This window comes from Candidatus Nitrospira neuquenensis (assembly GCF_979578155.1).
Genome location: NZ_CEFZDU010000008.1, coordinates 72,082 through 89,894, shown reverse-complemented (window position 1 = coordinate 89,894; position 17,813 = coordinate 72,082). Strand labels below are relative to the sequence as shown.

Genomic DNA, 17,813 nt, shown 5'->3' with positions numbered 1-17,813 from the left:
GGAGAGGGGTCAATTTCACATGATGACAGGGGTCAATTTGGCATGATTACTGACACGCGCCAGCGCGCACCGAGTTGTTGACGAAGGTGCTGAGCATTTCCGCCAGGGCTTCTTCGTTCGCGGCCGTGGCGATCGTATTGTCGATGTAGACGAATTCCACGCCGAGAAAGTTTTTGACCTCCGTGGCGAGCTCCTTGTTGCAGCCCTCCGGGACCAGCGAGTCGGCCCAGTCGCTCCAGTCCAGCGAGCCGACGAGGACGCTGCCGAACACGCCGAAGCGCTCGCCCTTGACCGTCCGGGCTTCCATGGAGCTCAGGACCACGAAGAAGCCGTCCCTGGTCCCGCTCTTGACCTGGTAGCCCTCCGCGCGCAGGTGCCGCTTGAGGGCGGCTTCCACCAGCAGGGAGGTGTTGTCATTGCCCTGGTTGTAGATGGAGACCAGTTGAGCTTCCGCCACGGGGGCCGCCCCGAGCAGGACCGCAATGAGCGTCAGGGACTGGATCCACACCATCATGGGAGCACCCCCTCGTTCAGGATGAACCGCCACAGCCTCGCCCCGCTCCACCCTGCGTGGTCCTACCGTCCGCTTCTTCTGGGGGCCGGCGCCCGGTCGTAGGGGCCCGGCAGGCTCTCGCAGGCGATCCCGTTGCGGTCCCGGTCCAGCCGGTTCGGGTCCGACGGGTCCTTGCGCAGCTCGGCCTGGGCGGCGGCCTGGCTGGGAAAGTCCTTGCAGTCCAGGTCGCCTGGCGTGCCGTCCCGTCTCACGGAAGAATCCCGCTGCAGTCTCCGCTGCTCCGCGAGTGCTTGGATCTCCCTCGGGATCACGTAGCCCGTCACCCTGACTCGGATCCTGTGCCCGTCCACCTGCTCCGTGAACTTTGGCTGGTGGAGGAGGCCGCCGGCGACCGTCCGCACGACGTCGTCGGTGAGCAGAAAATTCCGGACCGTCGAGGCGGTGCTCAGCGTGAGCTGGTAGGACTCCAGCGCCTGGCGGACCGCCAGGCTCCTCGCCGTCTCCTTGGCGGCGACGAGGCTCTCGCCGTCGCCGTAGGTGTAGTCGTACTCGCCGATCACCTCCACGCGATCGGGGCCGGGCCCGGCCCAGGCCCAGGCGGCGAGCGCCCAGGCGAGCAGCGCCGGCGCCGGCATGAGGCGCCCGCGGCTCACGGGATTGCGCCCTTTGCGACGTAAGGCTCGGAATGGTCCGCGTGGGCCTGCCAGTGCTCGACGTACCGGTCCGCCAGCGCTTTGTCTCGGATGACCAGCAGGTTCTCCGCGTTCGAGTCCTCGGCGGCCTTGGTGAAATTGAAGGAGCCGGTGATGACGGTCAGCCCGTCCACGACCATGATCTTGTTGTGGGCCTTGCCGTGCGCGGCGTCGATGTAGGTGGGCACGCCGGCGTGGGCGAGGAAGTCGGCCACGGTGTACTGGTCCCGCCGCTGGCTCTTGTCCAGCAGGACCTCGACGGCGACGCCGCGCGTGTGGGCGTCCACGAGGGCCTTGGCGATGGGGGCCGAGGTGAAGGAGTAGGCCTGGACGAGGACGCTGTCCCGCGCCGCGTCGAGCGCGGCGACGATGGCTTTTGTGCAGTCTTCGGGCGGGGTGAAGCAGACCGTCCAGCGCGGGCCGGTGGGCTCGATGCCGTTCGTCTGGGCGTAGAGCGGGGCGGGGACGGCGGCCAGGCAGAGGCCGGCGAGGAGCGGGCTGAGGGCGGCCGCCGCGCGGCGGACCAGGGTCGGGATGGGTCGTCGCGTCGCAGTGGACGGGCGTCGCATGCCGCCTCCCGGTCGGGGAGCGCACTCCTCAAGGCGCCGGCAAACCTAGCAAATGACTCTAATATAAAAGTGGGGGTGACACAAGGGGGGCGACGCGTAAGCTGCGCCGGGGGCCGGCGACGCCGAGCGTGGGCGGGGAGGACGATGAAGCGGCAGGGGGCGGGGGAGCGGGACGGCCCGCTCCCCCCGGATCGGTCGGCGCGGGAAAACTTAGTCGTCGCTGTGGGCCTGGTGGTTGCCGCCCTTGAGGCTGCCTGACACGGAGAGGACGACGGTGTTGCTCGCGTCCTTCACCTCGATCGTCGCCGTGTCGTTCTTGCCCGGCTCGCCGGCGTCGGTGAAGGTCCACTTGGCCGTCGCGCCCGAGATGCCGTTGTACCGGCCCGTGCCCTCGCCCTTGTGGGTGTCCAGCGGCGCGGCCGGCGGGGTGGGCGTGATGGCCGGATCGTCGCTGCAGGAGGCCGTGGTCAGGCTCTCCAGGTGGAACTTGTTGCCCTTCCCCCAGTTAATTTGCAGGTTGTTGGGGCCCTTGGTCGCGTCGCAGTGCAGCTCGAACCCGTGGGTGACCCGGCCGGCGGCGGCGTCCATGAGGTTCCCGCCACCGGTCATGCGGCCCTTCGCCTCGCCGGGCGGCGGCGCCACGATCACCTCGCTCTTGAACTCGAAGAGGGTGTGGCTGCCGTGCATCGAGCCGTACACGGTGTTCGGGAAGGCGACCCGTGTCATGCCGGTCGGGTCCACGGTGCCCGGTGGGATGGGGAAGCGGTCGATGCCGCTCGGGTCGGTGCTGCTGACCGGCGTGACGACCGGCGTCACCGTGGCCTCGATGACCGTCGGCGTGAAGTCCACGGGCGACGCGGTCGTCGTGGTAGGCGTCACCGTCTCCGTGGTCGGAGGCACGGTGGCGCTGATCGGGCTCGCCGCGCTGACCGTCAGCACGCTCACCTTGTCCGCCATGGCCTCCGTGAAGTAGCTCTGCAGGGTCGGGCCGGAGCCCGAGGTCGCGATGGCGTGGGGTTTGTCGATCCCCGCCTTCGAGAACTCGTCGATCACATCGTCGGCCGTCCCCAGCGTCCCGTCCGCGCCGGCCCGCAGGCGGCCGACGAGGTTCGCCATGGTCACGGTGAACCAGATGCTGCCCGCCGCGTCCTTGGCGATGCTGTTGGGCATGCCGAAGCCGCCCGTCGCGAAGCCGGGCGTCGGGAGCGTCCAGCGCTTCAGCTCGCCCGTCGCGGTGTTGAGGCGGAGAATCTGGTCCGGCTTGCCGCCCCCGGTGAACGCGGTGGCGAACACCACGCCCCCCTCCACGACGAGGAAATAGGGGTTGTTCATGACATCCCATTTCCTCACCGTCCCGCTCACCGGGTCGAGCTCGATGATCTGGCCGGGGAAGGTGTTCCCGAAGTACACCTTGCCGCTGGATTGATCCACCCGGATGCCGGTCGCCTGGAAGGCCCCGACGTCCCACCGGCGGAAACTCCCGCTCCCGGCGAAGTTCATGTAGGGGCTGAAGGCCGGGTTGCCCTGGACCGTGGCCCAGGCGTCGCCCCCGCCGAAGGTCAGGGGAGCCCCGGAGGCGGCCCGGCGGTCGATATCGAGCGAGAACTGAAAGCCGCCGGTCACGCAGTAGGTCTTGAACGCGTTCGTCACCGGGTTCCAGAACATCAGGCCGCAGAAGCCCCCGCAGGTGTTCTCCATGGACGTGACCATCGCCGGGGCGCCCACGTGCGCGGTCAGGCCGGTCACATCATCCGTGGTTTCATGGGGGTCGAAGCCGTTCAGCGGGGGAACGCCGACGGCCCAGGTCTTGAACGTGCCGGAGTGTGGTCCTCCGTCGAAACCGTAGGCCGGCTCCCAGGCCGATCCCGTCAACAGGAGGGTCAGGACAGCCGCTCCGCGGACCATCCCGGCTAAGCCTTGCACTGCCGTGCTGCGCATGGTGGCCTCCTTCCGTGGTGAGGGCGGATCCGTCGCCGGCCCGTCAGCGATGCGGAGAATCCCGCAAGGTCAAGGGCGGCGGCGTACTCCTACTCCTACGTACGAAGGGCGGGTAGTGTCATTTGTCCCGAACCGGCTCGGTTTTTTGTCCCGGTTCAATAGTGGGCCCTGGTCGCGTGGCGTTGGTGTGATGGGGGCGACCGGCTCGCGGGGGCGCGCTCGGCCGACGGGCCGACGTTCGCGGACAGGCTTGACATAGGGGGAGGGGGTATTATAGGGTTCGCATGAATACCGGGGATGGGTATCAGGCATTTTCCCCGGAGCTTGGCGCAAACGGAGGTGTGGTCATGAGCAAGAGGGCGATTCCCATGCTTCAGGTGAGCCCCCCTCCGCCGCCCGCCGGGGCGGCGTTGGATCCGGTCTGCGGGATGACCGTGGACCCGCGGCGGGCCGCGGGCTCCCACGTGCACGCGGGGACGACCTACTACTTCTGCAGCGAGCACTGCGTCCACGCGTTCAAGGCCGACCCGGCCCGGTTCCTCGGCCCAAGGCCCGCCCGCCAGCCCATGGCGGCGGCCGCTCCCGCCGACAAGGAGCGGGACTACACCTGTCCGATGGACCCCGAGGTGCGGCAGAAGGGCCCCGGCGCCTGCCCCAAGTGCGGGATGGCATTGGAGCCGGCCGAGGTGACAGCGCCGGCCACCCGCACCGACTACGTCTGCCCGATGCACCCGGAGGTCGTCCGGTCCGAGCCCAGCGTCTGCCCGATCTGCGGGATGGCGCTCGAACCGCGCACCGTGACGGTCGAGGAGACGAACCCGGAGCTGGCGGACATGAACCGCCGCTTCCGGGTCGGCCTCGCGCTCAGCGCGCCGATCGTCGCGTTCATGGTGTCGGAGATGCTGCCTGGCCGCCCGCTGCAGCAACTCCTCTCCGGCGGCGCGCTCGCCCGGCTGCAGTTCCTGCTGGCGACGCCGGTGGTCCTGTGGGCGGGCCGGCCGCTGTTCGAGCGGGCCTGGGCCTCGGTGGTGAACCGCCACCTCAACATGTTCACCTTGATCGGGCTCGGCACGGGGGCGGCCTACCTCTATAGCGTGGCCGCGACCCTGTTCCCCGGCCTGTTCCCCGAGTCGTTCCGCGGCCGCGGCGGCGAGATCGCGGTCTACTTCGAGCCGGCGGCCGTCATCGTCACCCTGGTGCTGCTCGGGCAGGTGCTGGAGCTGCGGGCCAGGAGCAAGACGAGCGGCGCGATCAAGGCGCTGCTGGGGCTCGCGCCGCCGACGGCGCGGCTGGTCCGGGACGACGGCCGCGAGGAGGACGTGCCGCTGGAACGGGTGCAGGTGGGGGACCGCCTGCGCGTGCGGCCGGGCGAAAAGGTGCCCGTGGACGGCGTCGTGCTGGAGGGCGCCAGTGCGGTGGACGAGTCCATGATCACGGGCGAGGCGACCCCGGTGGAGAAGCGGGCCGGCGACCGGGTCGTGGGGGCGACGATCAACGGCACGGGGAGCCTGGTGATCCGGGCCGAGCGGGTGGGGCGCGACACCCTGCTGGCCCACATCGTCCGCATGGTCGGCGAGGCCCAGCGGACGCGGGCGCCGATCCAGCGCGTCGCGGACGCGGCCGCCGCCTGGTTCGTGCCGCTCGTCATCCTGGTGGCCGGCGTCACCTTCGCGGTCTGGGCCCTGGTCGGGCCGGAGCCGCGCATGGCCTACGCGCTGCTCAACGCGGTGGCGGTCCTGATCATCGCCTGCCCCTGCGCGCTGGGATTGGCGACGCCCATGTCCATCATGGTGGGCACGGGACGGGGCGCGACGGCCGGCGTCCTCGTGCGGGACGCCGAGGCGCTGGAGGTGCTGGGCAAGGTGGACACGCTGGTCGTGGACAAGACCGGCACGCTGACGGAGGGCAAGCCCCGGCTCGTGACGATCCTGCCGGTTGCGGGGCAGGGCGAGGCCGACCTGCTCAGGCTGGCGGCGAGCCTCGAGCGGGGGAGCGAGCATCCCCTGGCGGCCTCCATCGTGGCCGGGGCGCGGGAGCGGGGGATCGCGCCGGTCGAGGCGCAGGAGTTCCGGTCCGCGACCGGCCAGGGCGTGGCGGGGCGGGTCGACGGCCGCACGGTGGCGATCGGGACGGCTCGTTTTCTTAAAGAGCAGGGCGCGGACCCGTCGCCGCTCGCGGAGGAAGCCGAGCGGCTGCGGCGGGACGGGCAGACCGCCCTCTTCGTCGCGATCGACGGGAAGGCCGCGGGGCTGCTGGGCGTGGCCGACCCGATCAAGCCCTCGGCGATGGAGGCGATCGAGGCGCTGCGCCGGGAGGGAGTCCGCGTCGTGATGGTCACCGGCGACAACCGGACCACGGCGGAGCAGGTGGCGCGCCGCGTCGGCATCGAGGAGGTCCGGGCGGAGGTGCTGCCGGACCGGAAGGCGGCGATCGTCGCGGAGTTGCAGGCCCAGGGCCGCGTGGTCGCGATGGCCGGCGACGGCATCAACGACGCGCCGGCGCTGGCGCAGGCCCAGGTGGGGATCGCGATGGGCAGCGGGACCGACGTGGCGATGGAGAGCGCGGGCGTGACGCTGCTCAAGGGCGACCTGCGCGGGATCGTGCGGGCGCGACGGCTGAGCCGGGGCACGATGCGAAACATCCGGCAGAACCTCTTCTTCGCCTTCGTCTACAACCTGCTCGGGGTGCCGATCGCGGCCGGCGTGCTCTACCCCGTCTTCGGCGTGCTGCTGAGCCCGATGATCGCGAGCGCCGCCATGACCTTCAGCTCGGTGTCCGTCATCGTCAACGCGCTGCGCCTCCGCAAGCTGCCGCTGTAGCGACGGCGGGCGCACTGCAGTCATCGAGACGTGGAGGGACGAACCATGGCGAAACGGATGGAGACCCGGCTCGGCGCCTGCGGCTGCGACGCCCAGGGTAACGGCCGCCGGGCCGCGGCGGTGGACCCCGAGATCAAGGCGTCCAACCTCAGGCGGCTGCGGCGGATCGAGGGACAGGTCCGCGGGCTGCAGAAGATGGTGGAGGAGGACCGCTACTGCGCGGACATCATGGTCCAGATCGCGTCGGTGCAGGAGGCGCTGCGGGCGGTCGGCCGCGCGTTGTTGCGCAACCATCTGCGGCATTGCGCCGCGGAGGCCATCGGCAAGGGGTCGCCGGAAGAGGCGGAGGCGATGTACGACGAGCTGCTGGAGCTGATCTACCGGCATTCGCGGTAGGCCGTGTCGCGTCAGCCGTCCCGCCGGTCCCCCTCTCCGCGGATCTGCTTCTGCCGGATCAGCCGCGCCAGGTAGGTGCGCTGCAGCTTGAGCAGCGCGGCCGCCTTCGTCTGACTGCCCCGGCTCTGCTCCAGCGCGTGCTGGATGAGGCGCCGGCTGTGCCGCTCCAGGGACTCGTGGTAGGGGAGGGCGAGGAGCGGGTCGGCCGCGCTCGCGGCCCGGTCCCGGCCGGCGTCTCCGGTGAGGCCCAGTTCCTCCGGCCCGATCGCGTCGGTCGGGCTCAGCACCACGGCGCGGGCGATGGCGTTGTCCAGCTCCCGGATGTTGCCCGGCCAGGGATAGGCCTGGAGCGCGGCCAGCGCCGCCCGCGTGAGATGGGTCTGGGGGCGTTTCGCGTCGCGCGCGTGGCGGCGCAGGAAGTGCTCCGCCAGGGGGATGATGTCCTCGATCCGCTCGCGCAGCGGCGGGAGCGTCAGCGTCACCACGTGGAGCCGGAAGAACAGGTCCTCGCGGAACGTCCCCGCCCGGACCGCCTGCTTGAGGTCCTTGTTCGTCGCCGCGATCACCCGGATGTTGACCCGGATGAGCCGGCTTCCGCCCACCCGCTGGAACTCGTGGTCCTGGAGCACCCGCAGCAGCTTGGCCTGCAGGGGCGGCGGCATGTCGCCGATCTCGTCGAGGAAGACCGTGCCCCCGTCGGCCAGCTCGATCTTGCCCTTCTGCAGCCGATCGGCGCCCGTGAAGGCGCCCTTCTCGTGGCCGAACAGCTCGTTCTCCAGCAGCGAGTCGGACAGGGCCACGCAGTTGATGACGACGAAGGGCAGGGCGCGGCGCGGGCTCCACCGGTGGAGGGAGCGGGCGAACAGCTCCTTGCCGGTGCCGCTCTCCCCGAGCAGCAGCACGCTCGCGTCGGAAGCGGCGGCCCGCTTGGCCAGGGCGAGGACCGACTGCAGGGTCGGGCTGTCGCCGACGATGTCCGCGTAGCGGGCGGCGACCTCGGAGCGGAGGCAGTCCACCTGGCGCCGGAGCGCCTCGCGCTCCATGGCCTTGCGGACCACGATCGCGAGGTGGTCCACGTCGAAGGGCTTGGTGACGAAGTCGTAGGCGCCCTCCTTCATCGCCTCGACGGCCCGCGAGATGGTCCCGTAGGCGGTCATGACGATGACGGGCAGGTCGTGGCCGTCGAGGCCCGCCGCGCGGCCCGCTGCGAGCCGCTTGAGCAGCTCCAGGCCGGTGAGCTTGGGCATCTCCAGGTCGAGCAGGAGCAGGCTCGGCTGGTGCTCCTCGATCAGCTCCAGGGCGCGGGCGCCATCGCCCGCCGCGAGGGTGGCGTAGCCGAGGGCGTCGAGGCGGTCGCGCAGGACCGTCACGATGTCGGGATCGTCGTCGGCGACGAGGATGGTGCCCTTCATCACGCTCGCCCCGCGGGCCGGGGGGATCGGACCGGGCCGGCCGTGCGCCGCGGGCCGGGCCGCGTGCGGCGTACGATAGGCCAACGGCCGCGGGATTCTCAGTCCCTAAATGGAGGGGGCAAAGGCGAAGGGAGCGGGGCGAGCCCGCCTGCGGGCTATTCCATTACATTGAGCACGAGGCCCGTGAGCGGCTTCGGGAAGAAGTAGGTGGACTTGTGCGGCATCCGGTCCCCGGCCGCCGCGACCTCGCGGACCTCGGCGACCTTGGTCGGGTTGAGGAGGACGGCGGCCCCGACCTCCCCGCGCCGCACGAGGTCGAGCGCTTCCTGCTCGCTCTTGGTGTAGACGACGTCCGCCTCCTCGATCGCCTTCACGCCGAGCGCCGGCAACGCGAGGCCGTGGAGGACGGAGACGTCCAGCCGATCCTTCGCCGAGGCGCCGGCCGGCTGCGCACCGGGCTTGAGCGTCAGCAGCGCGTAGGCGCCGGCGCCCTCCAGCGCGAGGCCGAAGGCCCGGCCGGTCTCGCCCGCCAGACGCAGGGCGCCGAGGAACCGCTCGCGCACGGCGGCCTCCGTGGCCGGCGTGAACGGCAGGAGCTCGACGGCGAAGGAATGCTCCAGCCGCGCCAGACAGTCCGGGAGCGCGGGAAGGCGGAGCCGGAGCGCGCGGTGCGTCGGCAGGACGGTGAGCCCCGGGTCTTCCAGGCAGGCGCAGAGCATCAGCACGTGGTCGTAGGGCCGATCGGCCCCCTCCGGCGGCAGCCCCTCCGCCCGCCGCCGCTGCCGGCGGTAGGCGAGCGCCGTCTCGTAGCGATGGTGGCCGTCCGCGATGAACAGCGGCTTCGGCTGGAGCAGCGCCGAGACCTCGCGCAGGACGGTGCGGTCGGAGACGGCCCAGAGCCGCTGCCGGAAGCCCTCGTCGTCCCGGAAGTCCGCGCGCGGCCGGTCCGCGTCGACGGACTTGTCGATCAGCCGCAGGACGTCGCCCTCGGGGTCGGAGAACAGGGAGAAGATCGGGCTGAAGTTCGCCCGGCAGGCCTCCATCAGCCGGAGCCGGTCCGCCTTGGCCGCCGACCTCGTGTTCTCGTGGGGGTAGATCCGGCCCTCGCCGAATTCCTCAAGCGCCACGGTGGCGAGGAAGCCCTTGAGCAGCCGCGTCTCGCCCGGCCCGCCGCCGGGCACGCGGTACTCGATCGTGTAGGGGTAGACGGCCGGCGCCGGGTCGCGCGCGAGCGCCCCGGAGGCCAGCCACGCGCGGAGCGCGGTCGCGGCCCGCTGGTACTTGTTCCGCGCCGCGTCGTCGCCCGGCTCGTCCAGGCCCAGCTCCAGCCGGACGACGTTGTTGGGATGCCGCGCGTACAGCGCCCGCTGGGCCCGTGCATCGATCACGTCGTAGGGCGGCGCGACGACCTGGGCCACGTCGCCGACGACCGCCGGGTTGTAGAGCACGCCTCGAAAGGGAAGGATCGTCGCCATGGTTCTCCCGCCGGGTTCTTCGCCCCGTCACTCGTACTTCGTCGCGTCGAATCGGAACAGCTCGACCGGCTCCCGGGGGCCGATGCCCGCCTTCGCCCTGGCCGTCTCGATCTGTTGCGCCGCCGTGGTGATCCCCTCGACGTCCGGCAGCAGCACGCCCCGTCGCGCTCCGGCGCGGACGATCAGGCCGTAGCGCGACGGGTCCAGCTCCTCGGGACCGCTCACGCGCTCATGCGGCCCGAGCACGTGGATCGAGATGACCAGCTCGGGCAGCTCCTCCGGCCGCACCGGCGGAAAGCGCGGGTCACGGGTGGCCGCGCCGACCGCGTTCTCGATCACCTCCGCGGCCAGGCTGTCCCGCGACGGCTCGATCGTGCCGATGCAGCCGCGCAGATCCCCCCGCCGCTTCAAACAGACGAACAGGCCCGCCGGCTTCAGGGACCACGGACTGTCGTCCCCCGGCGCCTCCGGCCGCTCGATCGGCCCCCGTCCCGACAGGTGCGCCGCGATGGCCTCGGCCGCGAGCCGGATCAAGGGATGGGGCGACACGGGGTGACTCGGTCCGCGGGCCGGGAGCCGGACCGGGGAGTGTGACTCAACGATCGCGGTTGACCATATAGTCGGACACGACGGCGAGCGCGCGCTTGGCCGGAGAGTCCTCGAAGGCGGACAGGTCCTCGACGGCGGCGGCCACGAAGGTCCGTGCCCGGTCCACGGCGTAGCGGATGGAGCCGTACTCCCGCATGAGCGAGATGATCCGGACGAGGTCGTCGTCCGTGAGGGTCCTCGTCTCCATGCGGTCCTTGATCATCTGCCGGTCGTCCTCCCGGCACTGCTGGAGGAGGTGCAGGAGCGGGAGCGTGGCCTTGCCCTGGCGCAAGTCCTGGCCGAGGGTCTTCCCGAGCCGCTCGCCGTCCGCGGCATAGTCCAGCGTGTCGTCGGAGATTTGGAAGGCGATGCCCAGGTGCCGGCCGAAGCGGAAGAGCATGGCCTCCTGCTCCGGGGACGCGCCCCCCACGATCGCGCCCATGCGGCAGGAGGCGGCGATCAGGCTGGCGGTCTTGTACTCGACGATGCGGAGGTATTCGGCCTCGGTGATCGCCGGGTTGCCGTTGTAGTAGAGCTGCAGGACCTCGCCCTCCGCCATCTTGCGGCAGGCCTCCGACAGGACTTCGTTGATCGACTGGTTCCGGAACCCGACGATGTGGCAGATGGCCTTGGAATAGAGGTAGTCGCCGACGAGGATGCTGACCTGGTTGCCCCAGACCTTCCGGGCGGCCCGGCGGCCCCGGCGGACGTCGGCGTCGTCCACGACGTCGTCGTGCAGGAGCGTGGCGGTGTGGATGTACTCGACCAGGCTCCCGAGGAGCAGGTCGTCCTTGGCCGTGTAGCCGCAGAGGCGGGCGGACAGGAGCAGGAGCAGCGGCCGGATGCGCTTGCCGCCGCTAGAGAGGATGTGCGCGGCGACCGTGTTGACCAGGGCGACCGACGAGTCGAGGTTTCTTCGGACCTGGTCCTCGACCCCGTCCAGTTCCTCCCGATAGGCCTCCCAAATGTCGGCCATGGTTTGGAGGGGCGATGTGGCGGGGCCGTTCGGCATGGCGCGATAGTAGGTCCGGGGCTCCGGCGTTGTCAAGCCGAATTGCCGCGGCGAATCGGCGCGCCGCGCCGCGAATCGCGAGCCCGGCCGGCGCGTCATCGCCTTGACAGATCGCGGCGCATTCCAGTAAGGTGGCGCCATATTTTTCAGCCGGTTCACGGCTTGGTTGCGCCACGACCACCACATCGGGCCAGCCTCTCAACTCCGGATTATTCCTGGCAGTTTGTCGCGTCCATGCAAGGCGGGCGGCCGGTCGGGCCGCCGAGGGGACCAGTCTCCACCATCACACGGGACCACGCGATCATGACCGTTCCCGGGTTGCCTCCGGCGCAGGGCCTCTACGATCCGCGGCAGGAAAAGGACGGCTGCGGCATCGGCTTCGTCGTCCACATCAAGGGCCACAAATCCCACGACATCGTCCGCAAGGGCCTCCAGGTTCTCCAGAACCTCACGCACCGCGGCGCCCAGGGCTGCGATCCCTGCACGGGCGACGGCGCGGGCATCCTCCTGCAGGTGCCCCACGACTTTTTGAAGGCGGCGGCCGCCGAGGCCAAGGTCAAGCTGCCCGGCGCGGGCGAGTACGGCGTGGGCATGGTCTTCCTCCCGCCCGATGCAACCCAGCGCAGGCAGTGCGAGGCGCTGGTGGAGCGGGTGGTCGCGGAGGAGGGGGTGCGGCTCCTCGGCTGGCGCGACGTGCCGGTGGACCATGACGCGATCGGGGTGCAGGCCCGTCGTACCGAGCCCGTCGTCCGGCAGGTCTTCATCGCACGCGACATCCTCAACGAGGCCCAATTCGAGCGCAAGCTCTACGTCGTCCGCAAGCGCGTCGAGCACGCGATCCGCGGGTCGGCGATCGAGGGCCGCGAGTATTTCTACGTCGCCAGTCTTTCGGCCGGCACGATCGTCTACAAGGGCCTCCTGCTCCCGAACCAGATGGACCGCTACTACAAGGACCTGGCCGAGGCGAGCGTGGTGTCGGCGCTGGCCCTGATCCACTCGCGCTTCAGCACGAACACCTTCCCGACCTGGCCGCTCGCGCACCCGTACCGCTACATCTGCCACAACGGCGAGATCAACACGCTCAAGGGCAACGTGAACTGGATGCGGGCCCGGCAGGGCCGGCTGCAGTCCGAGCTGTTCGGGCCGGACATCCCCAAGCTGTTCCCGATCGTCTACGAGCACCAGAGCGACAGCGCTTGCCTCGACAACGCACTCGAGTTCCTCGTCATGGGCGGCCGCTCGCTGCCGCACGCCATGATGATGCTGATCCCGGAGCCCTGGGTCGGCAACCCGCAGATGGACCTGGAGCGCCGCGGCTTCTACGAGTACCACGCGGCCATGATGGAGCCCTGGGACGGTCCCGCGGCCGTCTGCTTCACCGACGGCAAGCTCATCGGCGCGACGCTGGACCGCAACGGGCTGCGGCCCTGCCGGTACCAGGTGACCAACGACGACCTCGTCGTCCTGGCCTCGGAGGCGGGCGTGCTCCCCGCCGAGGCGAAGGACATCCGGTTGAAGGGGCGGCTGCAGCCCGGCCGCATGTTCCTCGTGGACACCGTCCAGGGCCGGATCATCGACGACGAGGAGATCAAGGCGGACATCGTCGGCCAGAAGCCCTACCGTGCCTGGGTGACGCAGTACCGCGTCTCGCTGGACGAGCTGCCCGAGCCGCTCAACGTCCCGCAGCCCGACCATCCGACGATCCGGCAGCGGCAGCAGGCCTTCGGCTACACCGTCGAGGAGCTCAAGATGGTGCTCACGCCCATGGTGGTCACGGGCGAGGAGCCGGTGTCCTCGATGGGCACGGACACGCCGCTCGCGGTGCTGTCGGAGCGGCCGCAGCTCCTGTTCAAGTATTTCAAGCAGCTCTTCGCGCAGGTGACCAACCCGCCGATCGACCCGATCCGCGAGGAGCTGGTCATGTCGCTCGTGACCAACATCGGGCCGAAGCCGAACGTCATGGCCGAGACGCCCGAGGCCTGCCGGCGCATCCGGGTCAAGCAGCCGATCCTGACCAACGCCGACCTGCAGAAGATCCGCGAGATCGCCGACCCCCATTTCAAAAGCCAGACGTTGCGGATGCTGTTCCGCGTCGCCGACGGGCCGGACGGGCTGGCCGTGGCCGTCGAGGACCTCTGCCGGCAGGCGTCGCAGGCGATCCGCGAGGGGTACAAGTTCCTGATCCTGAGCGACCGGGGCGTGGACGAGGAGTGGGCGCCGATCCCGAGCCTGCTCGGGGTCTCCGCCGTCCACCACCACCTCGTGCGGGAGTGTACGCGGACGGAGGTCGGACTGATTCTGGAGACCGGCGAGCCGCGCGACGTGCACCACTTCGCCACGCTGATCGGCTACGGCGCGGGCACGGTGAACCCCTACCTGGTGTTCGAGACGCTCGTGGACATGGAACGCGAGGGCTTCCTGCCCGAGGGCATCGACGCGGCGACGGCCGAGCAGAAATTCATCAAGGCCATCAACAAGGGGCTGCTCAAGATCTTCTCCAAGATGGGCATCTCCACCGTCCAGTCCTACTGCGGCGCGCAGATCTTCGAGGCGATCGGGCTGAACCGCGAGACGGTGGACCGCTACTTCACGGGCACCGCCTCGCGCGTGGAGGGCATCGGCGTCCGGGAGATCGGCGAGGAGACGCTGCGCCGCCACCGCCAGGCCTACGAGCCGGCGCCCATCCGCCAGCTCGACTTCGGCGGCGAGATCCACTACCGCGTCCAGGGCGAACACCACAACTGGAACCCGGAGACGATCTACAAACTCCAGCACGCGACCAAGTCCAACGACCCGAAGACCTTCAAGGAGTTCTCGGCGCTGGTGAACGACGAGAGCCGGCGGCGGTCCACGCTCCGCGGGCTGCTCGACTTCGACTTCGCGCCCGCGCCCATCCCCCTCGACGAGGTGGAGCCGGCGAAGGAGATCGTCAAGCGGTTCACGACCGGGGCCATGTCCTTCGGCGCGATCAGCAAGGAGGCGCACGAAACGCTCGCGATCGCGATGAACCGGATCGGCGCCAAGAGCAACACGGGGGAGGGCGGGGAGGACCCGGAGCGCTTCGTCCCGCTCCCCAACGGCGACTCGAAGAACTCCTACATCAAGCAGGTGGCCTCGGCCCGGTTCGGCGTGACCTCGCACTACCTGGTCAACGCGAAGGAGCTGCAGATCAAGATGGCCCAGGGCGCCAAGCCCGGCGAGGGCGGCCAGCTTCCCGGCCACAAGGTGGACGAGGTCATCGCGAAGCTCCGGTATTCGACGCCGGGCGTCCAGCTCATCTCGCCGCCGCCGCACCACGACATCTATTCCATCGAGGACCTGGCGCAGCTCATCTTCGACCTGAAGAACTCCAACCCCGAGGCGGACGTCTCGGTCAAGCTCGTGGCGGAGGTCGGGGTCGGGACCGTGGCGGCCGGCGTGGCCAAGGCCAAGGCCGACAAGGTGCTCATCAGCGGGGACAGCGGGGGCACGGGCGCCTCGCCCCTTTCCTCTATTAAATACGCCGGCATCCCCTGGGAGCTGGGCCTGGCCGAGACCCACCAGACGCTGGTCCTGAACGACCTGCGCGGCCGGATCCGCGTGGAGACCGACGGGCAGATGAAGACGGGCCGCGACGTGGTCATCGCCGCCCTGCTCGGCGCGGAGGAGTTCGGTTTCTCGACGGCGCCGCTGATCGTCGAGGGCTGCATCATGATGAGGAAGTGCCACCTCAACACCTGCCCGGTGGGGGTGGCGACCCAGGACCCCGTGCTGCGCAAGCGGTTCACCGGCCAGCCGGAGCACGTCGTCAACTACTTCTTCTTCGTGGCGGAGGAGGTCCGCGAGCTGATGGCCAAGCTGGGCTTCCGCACGGTGGCCGAGATGGTCGGGCGCGTGGACAAGCTCAAGGCCCAGCGGGCGGTGGATCATTGGAAGGCGAAGGGCCTGGACCTCTCGCCGCTGCTCCACCTGCCGAAGGTCAGCGCGGACATCGCCCGGCACTGCGTCCAGAAGCAGGACCACGGGATCGCCGACATCCTCGACAACCGGCTCGTCGAGCTCTGCCGTCCGGCGATCGAGCGGGGCGAGCCGGTCCGGCTGGACCTGCCGATCCGCAACGTCAACCGGACCACGGGCACGCTGCTGTCCAGCCACGTCGCCCGCAAGTACGGGCTGGAGGGCCTGCCGCCCGACACGATCACGATCAGGTTCACGGGCTCCGCGGGCCAGTCGTTCGGCGCCTTCCTCAGCCGCGGCATCACGCTGATCCTGGAGGGCGAGTCGAACGACTACCTGGGCAAGGGGCTCTCCGGCGGCAAGATCATCGTCGTGCCGCCGAAGGGCGCGCGGTTCACGCCGGAGGAGACGATCCTCATCGGCAACACCTCGCTCTACGGCGCCACGCAGGGCGAGTGCTACTTCTACGGCACGGCGGGCGAGCGGTTCGCGGTGCGCAACAGCGGCGTGCGCGCGGTCATCGAGGGGACCGGCGACCACGGCTGCGAGTACATGACGGGCGGCGTGGTGGTCGTGCTCGGCCGCACGGGACGGAACTTCGCCGCCGGCATGTCCGGGGGCGTCGCCTTCGTCCTGAACGAGGACGGCAAGTTCGAATCGCGCTGCAACCTGGGCATGGTGGAGCTGGAGCCGGTGACGGCCGCCGAGGACAGGCAGGTCCTGCGGGAGATGATCGAGGCGCACCATCGGCACACCGGCAGCCGGAAGGCCAAGGCGGTGCTCGACGCCTGGGCGGCGATGCTGCCGAAGTTCGTCAAGGTCATGCCGATCGACTACAAGCGGGTGCTGGCGGAGCGCCGCGCGGCCGCGGCCAAGGAGCAGGCGCAGAAAGAGAAGGTGGCCCATGGCTGACCCGCGGGGCTTCCTCAAGTATCGCCGCGAGGGCCCCCAGCGCCGCCCCGTGGAGCTGCGCGTCCTGGACTGGAAGGAGCTCTACCTGCCCTTCCCCGAGGACAAGCTCAAGGCCCAGGGCGCCCGCTGCATGGATTGCGGCGTGCCCTTCTGCCAGAGCACGAACGGCTGCCCGGTGGTCAACCTGATTCCCGAGTGGAACGACCTCGTCCACCGCGGCCGCTGGAAGGACGCGCTCAAGGCGCTCCACACGACGAACAACTTCCCCGAATTCACGGGGCGCCTCTGTCCGGCCCCCTGCGAATCCGCCTGCGTCCTCGGCATCAACGACGACCCGGTGTCCATCCGCGTCATCGAATGGAACATCGTGGACCGGGGCTTCGACGAGGGGTGGGTCGAGCCGGTTCTGCCGGTCGTGCGGACGGGGAAGACCGTGGCCGTCGTCGGCTCGGGGCCGGCCGGCCTGGCCTGCGCCCAGCAGCTCGCACGCGCGGGGCACGGCGTGACGGTCTTCGAGAAGGCCGACCGGATCGGCGGGCTGCTGCGTTACGGCATCCCCGACTTCAAGATGGAGAAGTGGGTGCTCGACCGGCGGTTGGAGCAGATGAAGGCCGAGGGCGTCGAGTTCAAGCCCGGCGTCACCGTCGGCGTGGACCTCGCGGCGGACGAGCTGCGGCGCCGCTACGACGCGGTCTGCCTCGCGATGGGGGCCGAGCAGGCCCGCGAGCTGCCCGTGCCCGGGCGCGAGCTGAAGGGAATCCACCTCGCGATGGAGTACCTGACGCAGCAGAACAAGCGCAACGCCGGGGACGTGATCGCGGCGGAGCCGATCACCGCCAAGGGCAAGCGCGTCGTCATCATCGGGGGCGGGGACACGGGCTCGGACTGCCTGGGCACCGCGCACCGGCAGGGTTGCGTCGAGGTCCACCAGTTCGAGCTGCTGCCCGAGCCGCCGCCGCAGCGCGCGCCCCAGACGCCCTGGCCGCTCTGGCCGATGCAGCTTCGGACCTCCCACGCCCACGAGGAGGGCTGCGACCGGCAGTGGAGCGTCTCCACGACGGCCTTCAGCGGGCGCAACGGCCACGTGACCAAGCTGCACGCGCAGCGCGTGTCCTTCGAGCACGGCACGTTCATCCCGATCCCCCACAGCGACTTCGAGATGGACGTGGACCTCGTGCTGCTGGCGATGGGATTCACCGGGCCCGTCAAGAACGGCCTGCTGGACGGCCTGGGCGTCCGGTACGACGCGCGCGGCAACGTGGCGGTGGACGAGCGCTTCATGACGAGCGTCGAGGGCGTCTTCGCCGGCGGCGACGTCAAGCGCGGCGCCTCGCTGATCGTCTGGGCCATCGCCGAGGGCCGCAAGATGGCCGCGGGGGTGGACGCCTGGCTGCGGTCGGGGAAGTCGGGCAAGGCGTGACGGGTCCCATGCTGACCCAGAAGGACGCCAGGGCCTACCAGCGGCGCTGGCGCCTCATAACTGAGACGCTCGCCGAAGAGCCGCGGCGGACACCCATTGAGGTTAGCCCGCATAATTCATGAACGCTTCT

At 70.2% G+C, this 17,813-nt stretch carries 12 protein-coding genes; 4 read left to right on the top strand and 8 right to left on the bottom strand.

The features are described 5' to 3' along the window. Positions 1–46: 46 nt before the first annotated feature. The 4 genes from AC1U7O_RS04315 to AC1U7O_RS04300 all read right to left on the bottom strand — a co-directional run bounded on the left by AC1U7O_RS04315 (position 47) and on the right by AC1U7O_RS04300 (position 3,713). On the bottom strand, positions 47–514 hold the full coding sequence (locus AC1U7O_RS04315; RefSeq protein ID WP_479893345.1) for a hypothetical protein: 468 nt from the start codon (positions 512–514) through the stop codon (positions 47–49). 62 nt (positions 515–576) lie between these two features. Further along, a complete protein-coding gene (locus tag AC1U7O_RS04310) occupies positions 577–1,167 on the bottom strand; it encodes an excalibur calcium-binding domain-containing protein (protein WP_479893344.1) in 591 nt (196 codons plus the stop codon). After that, positions 1,164–1,775, bottom strand: a complete 612-nt coding sequence (locus AC1U7O_RS04305; RefSeq protein WP_479893343.1) for a phospholipase D family nuclease — start codon at positions 1,773–1,775, stop codon at positions 1,164–1,166. The genes AC1U7O_RS04310 and AC1U7O_RS04305 overlap by 4 nt, the downstream gene beginning before the upstream one ends. Positions 1,776–1,985: 210 nt before the next feature. After that, entirely contained in the window at positions 1,986–3,713 is a 1,728-nt protein-coding gene (locus AC1U7O_RS04300) for a hypothetical protein (protein ID WP_479893342.1), read from the bottom strand. Positions 3,714–4,060: 347 nt separating this feature from the next. Between AC1U7O_RS04300 and AC1U7O_RS04295 the strand changes: the two genes are divergently transcribed. Then, positions 4,061–6,532, top strand: a complete 2,472-nt coding sequence (locus tag AC1U7O_RS04295; RefSeq protein WP_479893341.1) for a heavy metal translocating P-type ATPase — start codon at positions 4,061–4,063, stop codon at positions 6,530–6,532. 45 nt (positions 6,533–6,577) lie between these two features. Next, positions 6,578–6,928 carry a metal-sensitive transcriptional regulator gene (locus AC1U7O_RS04290; RefSeq protein ID WP_479893340.1) on the top strand — a complete coding sequence of 117 codons (351 nt, stop codon included), beginning with the start codon at positions 6,578–6,580 and terminating at the stop codon, positions 6,926–6,928. 11 nt (positions 6,929–6,939) lie between these two features. Here AC1U7O_RS04290 and AC1U7O_RS04285 read toward each other — a convergent pair whose 3' ends face one another. The 4 genes from AC1U7O_RS04285 to AC1U7O_RS04270 all read right to left on the bottom strand — a co-directional run bounded on the left by AC1U7O_RS04285 (position 6,940) and on the right by AC1U7O_RS04270 (position 11,379). After that, complete coding sequence (locus AC1U7O_RS04285) at positions 6,940–8,340, bottom strand: sigma-54-dependent transcriptional regulator (protein WP_479893339.1); 1,401 nt, start codon at positions 8,338–8,340, stop codon at positions 6,940–6,942. Between the two features lie 155 nt (positions 8,341–8,495). Further along, positions 8,496–9,815, bottom strand: a complete 1,320-nt coding sequence (locus AC1U7O_RS04280) for a DUF1015 domain-containing protein (protein WP_479893338.1) — start codon at positions 9,813–9,815, stop codon at positions 8,496–8,498. A gap of 27 nt (positions 9,816–9,842) precedes the next feature. Then, entirely contained in the window at positions 9,843–10,364 is a 522-nt protein-coding gene (gene amrA, locus AC1U7O_RS04275) for an AmmeMemoRadiSam system protein A (RefSeq protein WP_479893337.1), read from the bottom strand. A gap of 46 nt (positions 10,365–10,410) precedes the next feature. Beyond that, entirely contained in the window at positions 10,411–11,379 is a 969-nt protein-coding gene (locus AC1U7O_RS04270) for a polyprenyl synthetase family protein (protein ID WP_479893336.1), read from the bottom strand. 339 nt (positions 11,380–11,718) lie between these two features. Here AC1U7O_RS04270 and gltB point away from each other — a divergent pair, with 339 nt between their 5' ends. Both gltB and AC1U7O_RS04260 read left to right on the top strand, forming a co-directional pair. Next, positions 11,719–16,263 (top strand): glutamate synthase large subunit, encoded by a 4,545-nt coding sequence (gene gltB / locus AC1U7O_RS04265; protein WP_479893335.1) that lies wholly within the window; start codon positions 11,719–11,721, stop codon positions 16,261–16,263. Beyond that, positions 16,256–17,683 (top strand): glutamate synthase subunit beta, encoded by a 1,428-nt coding sequence (locus AC1U7O_RS04260; protein ID WP_479893334.1) that lies wholly within the window; start codon positions 16,256–16,258, stop codon positions 17,681–17,683. The genes gltB and AC1U7O_RS04260 overlap by 8 nt, the downstream gene beginning before the upstream one ends. Positions 17,684–17,813 lie beyond the last annotated feature (130 nt).

Bases quoted from the DNA above. Each gene is read 5' to 3' on its own strand.
- AC1U7O_RS04300 (WP_479893342.1), bottom strand. From the start codon at position 3,713: ATGCGCAGCACGGCAGTGCAAGGCTTAGCCGGGATGGTCCGCGGAGCG.
- AC1U7O_RS04285 (WP_479893339.1), bottom strand. From the start codon at position 8,340: ATGAAGGGCACCATCCTCGTCGCCGACGACGATCCCGACATCGTGACG.
- AC1U7O_RS04260 (WP_479893334.1), top strand. From the start codon at position 16,256: ATGGCTGACCCGCGGGGCTTCCTCAAGTATCGCCGCGAGGGCCCCCAG.
- AC1U7O_RS04280 (WP_479893338.1), bottom strand. From the start codon at position 9,815: ATGGCGACGATCCTTCCCTTTCGAGGCGTGCTCTACAACCCGGCGGTC.
- AC1U7O_RS04270 (WP_479893336.1), bottom strand. From the start codon at position 11,379: ATGGCCGACATTTGGGAGGCCTATCGGGAGGAACTGGACGGGGTCGAG.
- AC1U7O_RS04315 (WP_479893345.1), bottom strand. From the start codon at position 514: ATGATGGTGTGGATCCAGTCCCTGACGCTCATTGCGGTCCTGCTCGGG.
- AC1U7O_RS04295 (WP_479893341.1), top strand. From the start codon at position 4,061: ATGAGCAAGAGGGCGATTCCCATGCTTCAGGTGAGCCCCCCTCCGCCG.
- AC1U7O_RS04305 (WP_479893343.1), bottom strand. From the start codon at position 1,775: ATGCGACGCCCGTCCACTGCGACGCGACGACCCATCCCGACCCTGGTC.
- AC1U7O_RS04290 (WP_479893340.1), top strand. From the start codon at position 6,578: ATGGCGAAACGGATGGAGACCCGGCTCGGCGCCTGCGGCTGCGACGCC.
- gltB (WP_479893335.1), top strand. From the start codon at position 11,719: ATGACCGTTCCCGGGTTGCCTCCGGCGCAGGGCCTCTACGATCCGCGG.